Source organism: Xanthomonas sp. SHU 166 (assembly GCF_000364685.1).
Taxonomy (GTDB): Bacteria; Pseudomonadota; Gammaproteobacteria; order Xanthomonadales; family Xanthomonadaceae; genus Xanthomonas_A; species Xanthomonas_A sontii.
This window is the reverse complement of the sequence record NZ_AQOJ01000091.1, coordinates 1-14501: the sequence shown is the minus strand read 5'-3', so window position 1 is coordinate 14501 and position 14501 is coordinate 1. Positions and strand designations below refer to the sequence as shown.

At 69.8% G+C, this 14501-nt stretch carries 15 protein-coding genes; 4 read left to right on the top strand and 11 right to left on the bottom strand.

All coding sequences use genetic code 11. From position 1 onward, the window contains the following. Both D180_RS03810 and D180_RS03805 read right to left on the bottom strand, forming a co-directional pair. The coding region (locus D180_RS03810; RefSeq protein WP_017911739.1) for a VanZ family protein at positions 1-386 on the bottom strand (386 nt) is incomplete at its 3' end. Next, positions 386-1570, bottom strand: a complete 1185-nt coding sequence (locus D180_RS03805; protein ID WP_017911738.1) for an SAM-dependent methyltransferase — start codon at positions 1568-1570, stop codon at positions 386-388. The genes D180_RS03810 and D180_RS03805, both read right to left, overlap by 1 nt. Positions 1571-1624: 54 nt before the next feature. Here D180_RS03805 and D180_RS03800 point away from each other — a divergent pair, with 54 nt between their 5' ends. Then, entirely contained in the window at positions 1625-2359 is a 735-nt protein-coding gene (locus D180_RS03800; RefSeq protein WP_017911737.1) for a pteridine reductase, read from the top strand. A gap of 194 nt (positions 2360-2553) precedes the next feature. On the opposite strand, the gene folK is transcribed toward D180_RS03800, so the two are convergent. Then, the gene (gene folK / locus D180_RS03795; protein WP_017911735.1) at positions 2554-3039 is read right to left on the bottom strand and encodes a 2-amino-4-hydroxy-6-hydroxymethyldihydropteridine diphosphokinase; all 486 of its coding nucleotides are present in this window, start codon (positions 3037-3039) and stop codon (positions 2554-2556) included. 96 nt (positions 3040-3135) lie between these two features. Here folK and D180_RS03790 point away from each other — a divergent pair, with 96 nt between their 5' ends. Continuing rightward, positions 3136-3975 (top strand): proteasome-type protease, encoded by an 840-nt coding sequence (locus D180_RS03790; protein ID WP_017911734.1) that lies wholly within the window; start codon positions 3136-3138, stop codon positions 3973-3975. Between the two features lie 290 nt (positions 3976-4265). Here the strand turns inward: D180_RS03790 and D180_RS03785 are convergent, their stop codons facing one another. From D180_RS03785 to D180_RS03765, 5 genes are all read right to left on the bottom strand, one after another. Beyond that, entirely contained in the window at positions 4266-5780 is a 1515-nt protein-coding gene (locus tag D180_RS03785) for a hybrid sensor histidine kinase/response regulator (RefSeq protein ID WP_026144266.1), read from the bottom strand. A gap of 6 nt (positions 5781-5786) precedes the next feature. Then, positions 5787-6227: a response regulator gene (locus D180_RS03780; RefSeq protein WP_010343137.1), complete on the bottom strand. Its 441-nt coding sequence runs from the start codon at positions 6225-6227 to the stop codon at positions 5787-5789. After that, positions 6224-8035, bottom strand: a complete 1812-nt coding sequence (locus D180_RS03775) for an ATP-binding protein (protein ID WP_017911733.1) — start codon at positions 8033-8035, stop codon at positions 6224-6226. The genes D180_RS03780 and D180_RS03775 overlap by 4 nt, the downstream gene beginning before the upstream one ends. A 199-nt stretch (positions 8036-8234) precedes the next feature. Continuing rightward, a complete protein-coding gene (locus D180_RS03770; RefSeq protein ID WP_017911732.1) occupies positions 8235-8579 on the bottom strand; it encodes a hypothetical protein in 345 nt (114 codons plus the stop codon). Positions 8580-8770: 191 nt separating this feature from the next. Continuing rightward, positions 8771-9187: a BON domain-containing protein gene (locus tag D180_RS03765; RefSeq protein ID WP_017908374.1), complete on the bottom strand. Its 417-nt coding sequence runs from the start codon at positions 9185-9187 to the stop codon at positions 8771-8773. 144 nt (positions 9188-9331) lie between these two features. Here D180_RS03765 and D180_RS03760 point away from each other — a divergent pair, with 144 nt between their 5' ends. Beyond that, positions 9332-10372 carry an oxidoreductase gene (locus D180_RS03760; RefSeq protein ID WP_017911731.1) on the top strand — a complete coding sequence of 347 codons (1041 nt, stop codon included), beginning with the start codon at positions 9332-9334 and terminating at the stop codon, positions 10370-10372. A gap of 10 nt (positions 10373-10382) precedes the next feature. On the opposite strand, the gene gnd is transcribed toward D180_RS03760, so the two are convergent. Both gnd and D180_RS03750 read right to left on the bottom strand, forming a co-directional pair. Beyond that, positions 10383-11327 carry a phosphogluconate dehydrogenase (NAD(+)-dependent, decarboxylating) gene (gene gnd / locus D180_RS03755; protein ID WP_017911730.1) on the bottom strand — a complete coding sequence of 315 codons (945 nt, stop codon included), beginning with the start codon at positions 11325-11327 and terminating at the stop codon, positions 10383-10385. 69 nt (positions 11328-11396) lie between these two features. After that, positions 11397-12707, bottom strand: a complete 1311-nt coding sequence (locus tag D180_RS03750) for a hypothetical protein (RefSeq protein WP_017911729.1) — start codon at positions 12705-12707, stop codon at positions 11397-11399. 184 nt (positions 12708-12891) lie between these two features. Here D180_RS03750 and D180_RS03745 point away from each other — a divergent pair, with 184 nt between their 5' ends. Further along, on the top strand, positions 12892-13782 hold the full coding sequence (locus D180_RS03745) for a TIGR01777 family oxidoreductase (RefSeq protein ID WP_017907912.1): 891 nt from the start codon (positions 12892-12894) through the stop codon (positions 13780-13782). A gap of 138 nt (positions 13783-13920) precedes the next feature. Here the strand turns inward: D180_RS03745 and D180_RS03740 are convergent, their stop codons facing one another. Then, positions 13921-14289 (bottom strand): glycine zipper 2TM domain-containing protein, encoded by a 369-nt coding sequence (locus D180_RS03740; RefSeq protein WP_026143726.1) that lies wholly within the window; start codon positions 14287-14289, stop codon positions 13921-13923. Positions 14290-14501: the final 212 nt, after the last annotated feature.

Below are 14501 nucleotides of genomic sequence, written 5' to 3'. Positions count from 1 at the left end.
CTGCCGCGCTCCAGCCGCCACAGCAGATCGCGCCACGGCGTGGCCGCGGTGGCCATGCCGGCCGCCACGCCCAGGGCGTCGGCCAGGGCATCCAGCGGATCGGCCGAGCGCGTGGTGGTCCAGGCGCCCTGCGCGAATTCGATGCCCACGCCCAGCGCCAGCAGACCCAGCGCGGCCCAGGTCCAGGCGCGTGGTCCGGCATAGACCTGCACCGCCGCGGCGGCCAGCACCAGGTAGGCGATGAAATGCTCGGCCTTGTCGGTGTCGGGCAGGTCCGACAACTGCGGCGGGTGCGGCATCATGCACACGTAGATCAGCACCGCGATGCCCAGCCACCACAGCCCCAGCCACAGCCAGGGCCAGCGGAAGTCGCGCACTGCCGCCATCACAGCCGCCACGTCAGGTCGCCGGACAGGAACGCCGGCGCCAGCGACACGTCGCGCTCGAAGCCCATCACCTGGAAACGCTCGCCCATCTCGCTGGGCAGGGTCAGCTGCTTCACCTGCTGACGCAGGCGCAGTTGCGCGGCTGCGTCGCTGCGCGCCTCGGCCTCGGCCAGCAGCGCGTCCAGGCCGTTGCCGAGCAGGAAGCTGGCCTGATTGCAGTAACCGGCCAGGTCGAAGCCCGCCCCGGTGCCGGCCTCGGCCAGCGCGGTGAAGTCCACCGACGCGGTCAGGTCCTGCAGGCCCGGCCAGCGGTACGGATCGGCATGCGTGCGATGCCGGTAGAACGCGCGCAAGGTGCCGTCGTCGCGCTCGGGCAGATAGAACTCGCGGCGCGGATAACCGTAGTCCACGAACAGCATCGCGCCGCTGCGCAGGCCGCCGGCCACCGCCTGGATCCAGTACGGCAACTGCGGCAGCAATTCGGAGCGGTAGCCGTCGGCGAACGGCACCTGCAGATAGCGTTCGATGTGCCGCACCGCCGCCGCCAGCAGCGGATCGGCCGGCTGTTCGCCACGGCGGAAGCGGCCCTCGCCATCCAGCGTCACGGTCTCCTCGAACACCTCGCCGTCGCGCAGCGCGAAGCGCGGCGTCGGCAGGGCGTCGATCACCTCGTTGGCGAACAGCACGCCGTTCCAGTCGTCGTCGAACGGCCGGTCCAGCCATTCCACCAGGTCGAACACCGGCGGGATCAACGTGCGCGCCAGGCGCTCGCGCTGCCGTTCTCGCAGGTCGGCGCTGGGTTCCAGGATCGCATAGCGCTCTGGCAGCGCATCCAGCGCCAGCAGGCGCTTGAGCATGACCTCGGCGAACGCGCCGCTGCCGCCGCCCACTTCCAGCATCCGCGCCTGCGGCCCGAGTTGCTGCAGCACCGGCGCCAGCGCATTGGACACGGTGGCGGCGAACAGCGGCCCCAGTTCCGGCGCGGTGACGAAATCGCCCTCTTCGCCGAACTTGCTGCTGCCGGCGCTGTAGTAGCCCAGGCCGGGCGCGTACAGCGCCAGCTCCATGAAACGCGAGAACGGAATGGCCCCGCCAGCGGCGGCGATCTCGGCGCGCATGTGCGCGGCCAGGCGCTCGCTGTGGGCCAATGCGGTGGCATCGGGCAAAGGAAGGTCGGTGGGCATGCGGCGCCGGATTGCGTGGACAATGCACAGCATAGCCGAGCATGGAACCCGTACATGACCCAGACCAAAGTCGCCCTGATCACCGGCAGCGCGCGGCGCATCGGCGCCGGCATCGCCCGACGCCTGCACGCAGCCGGCTATAACGTGGCCTTGCATGCGCACACCTCGCAAGCCGAGCTGCGCGCGCTGGCGCAGGAGCTGGACGCCATGCGCGCCGGCAGCACGCTGACCCTGCAAGCCGACCTGCGCGACACCGCGCAGCTACCCGACCTGGTGGCGCAGTGCGTGGCGCGCTTCGGCCGCCTCGACGCACTGGTCAACAACGCCTCCAACTTCTATCCCACGCCGTTGCACGAGGCCACACCGGCGCAATGGGACGACCTGTTCGCGGTCAACGCGCGCGCCCCGCTGTTCCTGGCGCAGGCCGCGGCCGCGCAGCTGCGTCAGCACGGCGGCGCGATCGTCAACATGACCGACGTACACGCGGAAACGCCGCTGCGCGCGCATCCGCTGTACAGCGCGGCCAAGGCCGCCCTGGCGATGCTGACCCGCTCGCTGGCGCTGGAACTGGCGCCGCAGGTCCGCGTCAACGCCATCGCCCCCGGCGCGATCCTGTGGCCCGACGCCGGCAAGGACGCCGCCGCGCAGCAAGCGCTGCTGGCACGCACGCCGCTGGCGCGTACCGGCCAGGTCGAGGAAATCGCCGAGGCTGTGCGCTGGCTGCTCGACGACGCCAGCTTCGTCACCGGGCAGACCGTGCGGGTGGATGGCGGTCGCGGGCTGACGTGAGCCGGGATTGGGGATTCGGGATTGGGGATTCGCTGTGAAGCAGGGATTCGGGATGCAGGGATTGGGGATTCGCTACAGGCAGCAGCACCAGCGAGACCTCATCGGGTAAGCGCAACGACGTTTAAGCGTGCGCTATCGGACCGCTGCACTCCGCCTTTGCGAATCCCCAATCCCGACTCCCCAATCCCCGCTACTCAACCCAATTCCACCACCTCGAACACCTTCCCGTGCTCGGCATGCGCCTGCCATAGCGCGCCCAGGGTTTGTCCGCTGACCGGGTCGATGAAGTCGGCGGCGATGTCGGCCAGCGGCTTGAGCACGAAGGCGTGGCGCAGCTCGGGCCGCGGGATGCGCAGGTGGCCGGGGCCTTCGACGATGCGGTCGCCGTAGAACACCACGTCGATGTCCAGGGTGCGGTCGCTGAAGCGCGGGCCGCTGCGGTCGCGGCCGTGCGCGTCCTCCAGCGCATGCAGCCAGTCGTCCAGCGGCGCCAGCTCCCAGTCGGTCTGCAGCGCCACCGCGTTGTTCAGGAAGGCCGGCCCGTCGAAGCCGACCGCCGCGGTGCGATAGGTCGGCGACACCGCGACCGCACCGAACTGCCGGCGCAGCGCCGCGATCGCCGCGGCCAGATGGTGATGCGGGCGCAGGTTACTGCCCAGGCTCAGAAGCACGGTGGTCATGCGCTATTCGCGCATGCCGCGACCGCGAGCGTCAACGGCTAGCCAAGCCCGAGCCGCCCCCATAGAATCGGGACGTACCCGGTTTTCGGCAGCGCCATGACATATTGCGTCGGCATCGAAGTGGACGAAGGCCTGGTCTTCGCCGCTGACACCCGCACCAACGCCTCGCTGGACGACGTCCGCGTCCACCGCAAGCTGCATGTGTTCGAGTATCCGGGCCAGGCGGTGTTCGCGCTGATGTCGGCAGGCAACCTGGCGACCACGCAGCTGACCCTTTCGCGCCTGCAGCGCGACGCCGACGATCCGGACGCGCCGCGCAGCCTGCGCACCTTCCGGCACCTGTTCGAGGTCGCCGAATACGTCGGCGACGTACTGGCCTCCAGCCAGGTCAAGCTGTCCGAGCAATCGCAGCACAGCGGCATCAACGTGCAGTCGACGCTGATTCTGGGCGGGCAGATCGCCGGCGAACGGCCCGGGCTGTACATGATCTATCCGCTCGGCAACGCTATCGCCACCTCGCCGGAGACGCCGTACCTGCAGATCGGCGAATCCAAGTACGGCAAGCCGATCCTGGACCGCATCATCCGGTCGGAGATGCAGCTGGAAGATGCCGCGCGCACCGCCCTGGTGTCGCTGGACTCGACCATCCGCTCCAACCTGTCGGTGGGCATGCCGATCGATGTGGCGCTGATCCGCCGCAACGACCTGCGCGTGACCGAGCGCATGCGCCTGGAAGCGGACACCCCGCTGTACGCCGAGATCCACGACACCTGGTCGCGCAAGCTGGAGAACGCCGTGCGCACCCTGCCGCGCTTCCCCTGGGAACCGGCCCTGTCCGCCGACCACGACACCGAATCGCGCGACGCCCTGCCGCCCCTGCCCCCGCGCCGCTCCCCCGCCCGCCGCGACCCGGAAGACCAGTCAGCGCAGCAGTGAGAAGCCGGGATTGGGGAATCGGGAATGGGGAATCGGAACAGCCGGAGCGCGGAGCTTGCGCTGAGACATGATGGCCGCTGAGGCGTCAATCCGTTGTCCTTGCGTTCCAAGCTGCACTTATCGGATCCGGTGAGCTTTGCCTCTCTCGGTGACTCCAGATAAACGAGTCACGTCATCGCGCAGCTTGCGCTGTAGATACGGTCGCCATGCAGCAATGAGCATCGGCTTTGGCTTTGGCTTTGGCTTTTGCCTTTCCCATTCCCGATTCCCCCATCCCCGTTCCCAGCGCCTCAACCACTCTCAAGGGCATGCGCCACCGCGCGGAACACGCGCTGCATTTCCAGCGGCTTGCGCAGGACGTGCACGGCGATGTCGGCGGGGAAGTGGTCGCGCTCCAGGTTGGTGCCGGTGTCCTCGAGCACGATCGCCGGGCCCTGGTAGCCCAGGTCCTGCAGCGCCAGCAGCAGGCGTACCGCCGACAGCAGGATGATGTCGCTGTCGACGATCACCAGGTCCGGCAGACCGTGCTCTTCGACGTCGCGCAGCGCGGCGGCGCCGTCGGACGCCAACTGCGGACGGTAGCCCTGGCTGGACAGCGCATTGCCGAGCAGCGACAGCCGCGTGGCCTCGCCGTCGACCAGCAGCACGCGCTGGCCCTTGCCCATCGGCAGCGACGGCTCCGGCTCGAACGACGGCACCGGCGCGCGCAGCGGGATCAGCAATTCGAAGCAGGTGCCCTGGCCCGGCGTGCTGTCCACGCCGATCCGGCCGCCGTAGCTCTCGACGATGCGCTTGCACGAGATCAGGCCCAGGCCGGTACCGTCCGGCTTGGTGGTGAAGAAGGGGCTGAACAGCCGCGCCTGGGTCTCCGCGTCCATGCCCATGCCGCTGTCGCGGACCAGGATGCGCACCTGCTCGCTGCCGTCGGCGCCGATCGCCGGCGCCGCCGAGAAGCTCAGCTGGCCGCCATCGGGCATCGCCTGGATGGCGTTGAGGCCGAGGTTGAGCAGGCACTGCTGCAGTTCGGTGTAGTTGGCTTCGATCGACAGCGCCGGATCGGCCACGTCCGCCTGCAGCGTCACCCGCTCCGGGAGGCTGCTCTTGAGCAGCATCTGCACCGCCTGGAACAGCTCGGCGATGCGCACCGGCTCGCTGGGCGTGCGCGAGCCGCGCACGAACGAGAGCATCGACTCGGCCATCTCGTGGCCGCGCCGGCCGCACTCGGCGATGACGTCGGCCAGGTGCCGCAGTTGCGGATCGTCACTGCGACCGACGATCAGTTCCGGCACGATCAGCAGCGGCTGCAGGATGTTGCGCAGGTCGTGGCTGAGGCCGGCGGCGAGCAGGGCCAGGCTCTCCAGCCGCTGCGCGCGCATCAGTTCGCGCTCCACCCGCTGCCGCTCGCGCTCGGTACGGGCCTCGCGGATGGCGCGCGCCACCGCCGACGGCAGGCGGGTCGGGTTGTGCTTGATGATGTAGTCGTTGGCGCCGTCGCGCAGCGCCTCCACCGCGGTCTCCTCGCCGATGGTGCCGGAGACGAAGATGAAGGGCACGGCGTTGCCGTCCTCGCGCACCACCCGCAGCGCCTCGTGCCCGGAGAACCCGGGCATGCTCAGGTCCGACAGCACGATGTCCGGCGCGAACTCGCCCAGCGCCTCGCGCAGGGTCGGCTCGCTTTCCACGCGGCGGAAGGTCGCCTCCAGGCCGGCGTCCAGCAACTGGTCGGACAGCAGCTCGGCATCCTCCGGCGAATCCTCGACCATGAGGATCCGGATCGGGCCAAGCCTGGGGCCGGTGGTGGGCATGCGCGCTTACTCTTTGTCCGGCGCCTGGTTGATCAACGCCCAGAAGGTGCCCAGGGTCTTCACCGCGGTGAAGAACTGGTCCACGTCGACCGGCTTGACCACATACGCGTTCACGCCCAGATCCCAACTGCGGGCCAGGTCGCTTTCCTCGCGCGAGGACGACAGGATCACCACCGGCAGGCGCTTGAGCGACTCCTCGCTGCGCACCAGCTTGAGCACTTCCAGGCCGTCCATGCGCGGCATCTTGATGTCCAGCAGCAGCACCGCCGGCAGGCCTTCCTCGCGGTCGGCATAGGCGCCGCGGCGCAGCAGGTAGTCCATCGCCTCCACGCCGTCCTCGACGTGCACGATGGGATTGGCCAGACGCGCGTCGCGCAACGCATCCACCGCCATTTCGGCATCGGCGGGGCTGTCTTCGGCAAGCAGGATGGTGCGGATGGCGGTCATGCGATGAACTCGGTAGTGGGCGCTTCGGGCGCCGGGGGCAAGACGAAATGGAAGGTGGCGCCCTGATCGGGGGCGGACTCGGCCCAGATATGGCCGCCATGGCGGGTCAGCACGCGGCGCACGCTGGCAAGGCCGATACCGGTGCCGGAATATTCGCTGGCCTTGTGCAGGCGCTGGAACACGCCGAACAGCTTGGCCGCATAGGTCATGTCGAAGCCTGCGCCATTGTCGCGCACGCTGAAGTGATGGCTGCCGTCCGGCTGCACCTGGTAGCCGACCTCGATCTGCGCGACCTCGCGCTTGGCGCTGTACTTGACCGCATTGCCGAGCAGGTTCAGCCACAGCTGGCGCATCATGTTCTCGTCGGCGACCAGGATCGGCAACGGCGCGATGCTCCATTCGATGCGATGCCCGCTGTCGCCATGGTCGGACTGGTAGTTGGCGTCGAGCACCGAACGCGTCTCCGCCACCAGCGACTGCATGTCCACCGCCTGCAGGCGCAGCGCACTGCGGCCCAGGCGCGAGTACACCAGCAGGTCGTCGATCAGCGAGGCCATGCGCCGCGCCGAGGTGCCGATCACCTCCAGGTAGTGGCGGCTCTTCTCGTCGGCGCCATCGCCCAGGTGCCGCACCAGCTTGTCGGCGAAGCCGGCCACGTGGCGCAGCGGCGCGCGCAGGTCGTGCGAGACCGAGTAGCTGAACGCCTCCAGTTCGCGATTGACTTCGGACACCTGCTCGATCTTGCCCTCCAGCTGCCGGTTCAGTTCCTGGATGCGCTGTTGCGCGGTTTTCTGCAGGGTGATGTCGCTGACCGTCATCAAGACCACTTCGTCCTCGCTGTCCGGCAGCGGCATGCGCCGCGCATTCAGCAGCATGGTCCTTGGTACGCCGTCCGCGCCAAGTTGTTCGTGCTCGAAATCCCACAATTCGCGTCCGCGCAGCAACACGTCGGCCAAGCGCTGCACGATCACCGGATCCTGCCAGACGCCGTCGCCGACGTCGGCGAGCAGCTTCGGCGGATCCGCCAGGTCCATGCCGTACAGTTCGGCGAAGGCGGTGTTGTGCATCAGCATCCGCTGCCCGTTGTCGAGCAGCACGATCGGCTCGCGCACGGTCTGCAGCACCGCCGCGGCGCGGCCGTTGGCGCGCAGCATGTGGCGCTCGGCGTCCAGGCGCCGGCCGATCTGCCGTTGCAACAGCCAGATCACCAGGCCCAGCAACAACAGCTGCACCACCAGCGAGGTCCAGCTCATCATCGAGGCGAGCATGCGGCGCTGCTCGGCGTCGGCGGTCCGCTCGCTCAGCAGTTCGTCCTCGCGCCGCTGCAGCTCGGCGATCAGGCCGCGCACTGGATTGTCGGAGGTCATGTCCTGGATCAGCGCGCGGATCCGCTCCGGATCGCGGGTCTGCGCGATCCGCTCGGCGATCAGGCCGCGTCGCTCCAGCGTGCTCTGCAGGCGGCCGACGCGGATCTGCTGGTCCGGGTTGTCGCGGGTCAGCTCGGCCAGGTGCGCCAGCGTCGGCTGCATCGAGTTGCGCGCCTGCTGCAGGCGCGCGGTCAGGATCGGCGACTGCACGCCGTGCGACATCGCCATCGCCGCCGACTCCATGTCGCGCATGTCCGCTTCCATCGCGTTCAAGGTGGCGGTCACTTCCTGGCTGTGGCCGACCCAGTCCGCCGCACGCAGGGTGCTGGCATTCATCTGCCGCAGCAGCAGCGAGGGCAGGATGACGATCAGGACGACGGCCAGCGCCAGCAACGGCAGCCGCCAGCGGTCCCAAGCATCGTGTTTGGCGATGGTCTGCATAGCTGGTGCGTCAAAAGAAGGAACGGCTGCGGCCATCGCGGGCGCGCATTGTCGCCCATCTTCCCCGGCAGCAGATGAATTGTTCAGCGGAAGCGCGACACCCCGATCGCGGTACCTGCAAGGACTCTATCCCAGGCCGCGCGCACGACGAAACGGGCAGCCTGCGGCCACCCGCGGGAGTGCCACGCGCGCGCCGCGCTCAGGGCCGGCGCGCCGGGGGCGGAATGGAACCGGCGGTGGCGCCGATCAGGGTCCAGGCCGGCATGCCGGCGCGGACCAGCAGGAAATCGGCGTGGCTGCGCAGGCGCCGGCGCTCGGATTGGCTCAGGCCCTGATCCAGTTCCTGCATCAGCGCGGAGAACGCCGGCCAGAACCCGGTGTCTTCGTGAAACGTGGTCAACAGCATGCTCAACTGCGCTTCCAGCCGGCGTACCGCCGGCAGCAGCAGTGACGGCTGCGCGCCATGGCCGGACAACGCGGCGCCCAGCGCCTCGGCAGCCGCGGCCGCGTGCCCCGCAGCCGGGTGGGGTTGGGTCTCCAACATTGCGCGTGATCCGTTGACGAACATGAAGGAATGATGTCTGAGCGGGTGTCAATGCGACGCGAAATGCGATTTCCGTCGCGAATTTGCCCCCCCCCCCCAAAAAAAACGCACCCCGCAGGGTGCGTCGCAGACCGGCCGTCGCGGGTGGGGCGCCTCGTCGCATCCCCACCCGCGGCCGCGGATTGCAATGCTTACTTCTTGGCGGCGGCGCTGACCTTCAGGTCGGCCGCATCCACCTTCTTGACCCCGTCGATCTTCTTAGCGACCGCCACGGCCTTGTCCTTCTCGGCCTTGGTCGCGACCGCGCCGGACAGCTTGACCGTGCCGTTGACGGTGTCGACCTTGATCTCGGTGCCCGACACGTTCTTGGTGGCCAGCAGATCGGCCTTCACCTTGGTGGTGATCCAGGTATCGGTGACCGGCTCCTTGGAGTCGTGGCGAGTCGTGTCATGGGCCATGGTGTCGTGCTGCATCGTGTCCTGCTGGCCCATGGTGCCGTGGTCCTTGGCGCTGGTCGCCTGGCCGGCTGCGAACGCCTGGCCCGCGCCGAACGCGAAACCGGCCACCAGGGTGGCGCCAAGCAGGGTGCGTGCATTGATCGTCTTCATCGTGTCTTCCTCCGCTGAATGTGCGCGCAGTCTCCGCCAGGCCGTCGTACAGGCGGCGTGACCGAAAAATCGCCGCAGCGTGAATGCGCAATCCGCCCACGCAGCCCAGGCGATACTGGCGTCCCGCCGCTGCTGCCTGCGCCCATGCCCGACTTCAATCTCGCCCTGCTCGGCTTCGGCTACGTCGGCCGCACCTTCCATGCGCCGCTGATCGCACAGACGCCCGGCCTGCACCTGCACACCGTGGTCTCGCGCCAGGCCGAGGCCGTGAACGCGGTCTGGCCGCAGGCGCGCGTGGTTGCCGAGGCGGCGCAGGCCTTCGCCGATCCGCGGATCGATGCGGTGGTGATCGCCACGCCCAACCAGACCCACGCGCCACTGGCGCTGGCCGCCCTGGCGCAGGGCAAGCACGTGCTGGTGGACAAGCCATTCACCCTGGACGTGGCCGAAGCGCAACAGGTGCTCGACCAGGCGCAGCGCGCCGACCGCATCGTCAGCGTGTTCCAGAACCGACGCTGGGACGGCGACTTCCTGGGCGTGCGCGCCTTGCTGGAGGCGGGCACGCTGGGCGAGATCGCCGAGTTCCATTCGCACTTCGACCGCCACCGTCCGCAGGTCGGCGACCGCTGGCGCGAGCACGCACTCCCCGGCTCGGGGCTGTGGTTCGACCTGGGGCCGCATCTGCTCGATCAGGCCCTGCAACTGTTCGGGCCGCCGCAATCGCTGCAGGCCGATCTGGCGCTGCAGCGCCCCGGCGCGCAGACCGTGGATTACGTGCATGCGGTGCTGCGCTATCCGCGGCTGCGGGTGGTGCTGCATGCCGGGTCGCTGGTCGCCGCCAACGGCCTGCGCTTTGCGGTCCACGGCAGCGGCGGCAGCTACGTCAAGCACGGTCTGGACACGCAGGAAGCGCAGTTGCGCGCGGGCGTCGCGCCGGGCGCGCCCGGCTGGGGCGAGGATCCCCTGCCCGGCCAATTGCGCCTGGTCGGCGCCGACGGCACCCACGCCGTCCAGACCCTGCCCGCGCCGCGCGGCGATTACCGCGACTGCTATGCGGCCTTTCGCGAGGCGATCGCGGGTCGCGCGCCTGCGCCGGTGGATGCGGCGCAGGCGCTGGCGGTGATGCGGCTGCTGGAGGCAGGCGTGCGCAGCGCCGCCTCCGGCTGCAGCGTCACGCTGGACTGAGCGCCGGGCCTCAGGCCGGGCGCGTACCGCCCGGCGCGGGCGCGTCGCCGCCCTCGTGCTTGATCGCATGGCCGCCGAACTGGTTGCGCATCGCCGCCAGCAACTTGTCGGCGAACGAATCGTCGTCGCGCGAGCGCAGCCGCTCCAGCAGCGAGAGGGTGATCACCGGCGCCGGCACGTCCAGGTCGATCGCCTCGGCCACGGTCCAGCGGCCCTCGCCGGAGTCCTGGACGAACGGCGCGATGCCGGCCAGGGTCGGGTTGTCGCCCAATGCATCCGCGCACAGGTCCAGCAGCCATGAACGCACCACGCTGCCCTGGCGCCAGACCTCGGCCACCTGGTGCAGATCCAGTGCGAACTCCTGCTTGCGCCCCATCAGCGCGAAGCCCTCGGCATAGGCCTGCATCATCCCGTACTCGATGCCGTTGTGGACCATCTTGGTGAAGTGGCCGGCGCCGCTGGGGCCGACATGTCCCCAGCCGGCATCGGCGGCCGGCGCCAGGGTCGCGAACACCTCGTGCAGGCGCTGCACCGCGGCGGTATCGCCACCGATCATCAGGCTGTAGCCCTCGCGCAGGCCCCACACGCCGCCGCTGGTGCCGCAGTCGACATAGGCGACGCCGTGCGCGGCGAGTTCGCCGGCGCGGCGCATCGAATCCTTGTAGTAGGAATTGCCGCCGTCGATCACCACGTCGCCCTTGCCGAGCAACGGCAGCAACGCGGCCAGGGTGTCGTCCACGACCTTGCCGGCCGGCACCATCAGCCACACCGCGCGCGGTGCCGGCAGCGCCGCGATCAGCGCGGCCATGCTGTCGACCGCGTCGACCCCGCGCTGCTGCGCCGCGCTGCGCGCGGCCTCGCCCAGGTCGAAACCGACCACGCGATGCCCGCCGCGCACCAGCCGCTCGGCCATGTTGGCGCCCATCCGGCCCAAGCCTACAAGTCCCAGTTCCATGCGTCGTTCCCGGTTCGAAAAAAGGAGGGTTAGGGTCTCACGAAGCGGCGATGCCGACGTGACGCGCAGCTAAGGCACCGATGCGGCGGCAGGTGCCGGCGGCGGCGTTTGCGCACAGTCGTGCAGTTGCAGGTCGCGCCAGCGCCGGTACAGCGTGGTGTGCAGGTTATGCAGGGTCAGCTCGATCGCGAACGGCGTGCGCGGATTGCGATCCAGCAGCCGCACCACGTGATACCCGATCGGCTTGACGCCCTTGGGATGCACGTAGACCGCGAAGCCACGGTAGAACGGATCGTCGAGCAAGGCGTCGAGTTGCGCGAGCACTGCCTGCTGCGCCGGATCCAGGCGTGCGCGCAGTGCCGGGTCGCGCTCATACAGCAGGCGCTCGAAGCGTTCGCGGCCCGGGCCGCGCAGCGCCCGCGCCAGCTCCCAGATGCGGCGGTTCTGGGCGTCGTAGTAGGCGAAGCCACCGTGCGCGCGCAAGACCGTAGCGGCCTCGGCGCTGACCGCGGCGACCACGAAGTTCTCGGCCTGGTTGTTGATGTCGTCCAGGTAGCGGCGCTCGAACACGTGCACGATGTAGCCGGGCGCACCGAGGAAGGCCGCACGGCCGCGCTGCGCGGTCCTGGCTGCCTTGCCGTCGGCGAAGAAATCGCCAGCGTGCGCGCCGAGCAGGATGCTGTCGGTGTCGTGCAGGGTCAGGAAGGTGCCGATCGACAGCTCGTCGGCGCTGAACGCACGATCGAACGCCGCGTCGCCATACAGTTCGCGCTGTGTGGCCAGTTGCGCGATCTGCCGGCCGACGCCGCATTCCGAACGCACATGGCCGCTGTAGAACGCCTCGATCGCCTGCGCATTGCCGCCGACCGGGCGATAGCCGCGGCCGAAGCTGCGGAAGCGTTCCCAGCCCTGCGCGTGCGCGCCGCGCAGGCCGAAGCCGATCCAGCCCAGTTGCAGCGCCGAGAAACGGTAGCCGGGATTGGCCTGCAGGCGTGCGACCGCGCGCGTGGTGGCCGCCCCCAGTTGCAGGAAGTAGCCGCACTGCGTGGCCGGCGTGTCCAGCAAGGCACGCAAGGCCTGCTGCCGCTGCGCGTCGTTCCAGGCTGCGGGCAAGGCCGCCTGCAGATCGCCGTGCGCCTGCGCCTCGGCCAGTGAACCGCGTTCGCAGGGTGCGCCGGCGGCGATCTGCGGCTGCGCCGCGCTGGTCGTGCCGATGTGCCAACCGAGCCGCTCCAGCAGTGCGGCCAGGCAAGCCGCGCTGGCCTGGTCGGCCGGCGCCGGTGCGGCCGTGGCCGCGGCACTGGCCAGCAGCGCGGCCAGCAGCAGACAGACGCCGCGGCGAAGCCACGGCGGGCAAGCGAACCTCGATGGTCGGATCATGGAGCGGACATCGCGAACAGGAGCTTCCGTTGGCCACGTGGCGGCGGCGCCCGCGCAGCGTGCCGCCTCGCCCGTGCAGGCATCGCGAAACCCACCGCCGCGGCACCGACACCCCCGGCGTTCACTCTTCCGCCATGCCCGGCGCACCTACACTGCGGCTCCCTTGGCGCAAGCGATCCCCTGCATGCACGTGCTCGTTACCGGAGGCACCGGATTCATCGGCCGCGCGCTGTGCCCGGCTCTGCTCGACGCCGGGCACCGGGTCAGCGTGCTGACCCGCGACCCCGCACGCGCGGCGCGCCTGTTGCCGGCGGTGCAGGTGCTGGACGATCTGCAGCGCGCCGCACCCGCCGATGCGGTGATCAATCTCGCCGGCGAACCGCTGACCGAAGGCCGCTGGAGCGCCACCCGCAAGCGTCGCTTCCGCACCTCGCGCATCGGCACCACCCGCGCCCTGCTCGACTGGATGAGCGGACTCGACGCTGCGCAGCGCCCGGGCTGCCTGATCTCCGGCTCGGCGATCGGCTACTACGGCGACCGCGGCGACGAGGTCCTGGACGAAACCAGCACGCCGGGCGACGACTTTGCCGCCCAGCTCTGCCGCGACTGGGAAGCCGAAGCGTTACGCGCGCAGGACCTGGGCGTGCGCACCAGCCTGGTCCGCACCGGCGTGGTGCTGGGCCGCGACGGCGGCGCGCTGGCGCGGATGCTGCTGCCGTTCCGCTTCGGCATGGGCGGGCGCATGGGCGATGGCCGCCAGTGGATGAGCTGGATCCACCGTGACGATCAGGTCGGGTTGCTGCTGTGGCTGCTGCAGCAAGGCGGCGAAGGCGCCTACGACGCCACCGCACCGGCGCCGGCGACCAATGCCGCGTTCGCGCAGCAACTGGCCGCGACCCTGCATCGTCCGGCGCTGCTGCCGATGCCGGCGGCGGCATTACGCCTCGGCTTCGGCGAGATGGCCGAGCTGTTGCTGGGCAGCCAGCGCGTGCTGCCGACACGTGCGCAACGCGAGGGTTATGTGTTCCGGTATCCGCAGTTGGACGCGGCGCTGCGCGATCTGCTCGCCGATTGAGCCGCCGCGGCGCCGAATCGCGCAACGTCGCAACCGGCACCCAAAAAAAACGCCCCGGCGGAGGCCTCCGCCGGGGCGTGCTGCATCAGGCGGCCAGGTCGGCGTCAGGCACCGACCAACACGATGCGGTCGCGCGACTCAATAACGCTTGCAGACGGTCTCAACCACGCGATTGCCATTGGCCTGCTGACGCTGGCCCTGGATGTAACGGCCGGTGGCGCCACCGGCGACCGCGCCGCCGACCGTGGCCAGCTTGCGGCCATCGCCCTTGCCGATCTGGTTGCCCAGCAAGCCGCCGATCGCCGCACCCGCCAAGGTGCCGCCGATGCGGTCCGGATCGGTGCTGTTCTTGCGCACCGCAACCTTCTTGCAGTGCACGCGGGTGCCGTCGCTGAAGCGGCGGCCGGCGTCCTCGGGACCGTAGTGACGCTGCGCCTCGGCCAGCGGCGCGGCGGCCGTGGCGATGGCGAGGACGGAAAGACACAAGGCGGATTTGAGAGTGTTCATGCTGATTGCTCCTGGGTGGCGGAGCCGATGCACAAGCACCGCGCTCTCGACGGGCGCCACCTTCTCACCGGCTTCGCGAATGGTTCGTGAAGCGAAATCGGCCGCATTCAGCTTGTGTAGCAACGCCTGAATCAGTCGGCGCCGCCGGGCTCGCCGCTCGGAGGCGCGGTCGCGACGGGCGGCTGCGCCGCAGTGGCGGCCGCGGGTGCCGG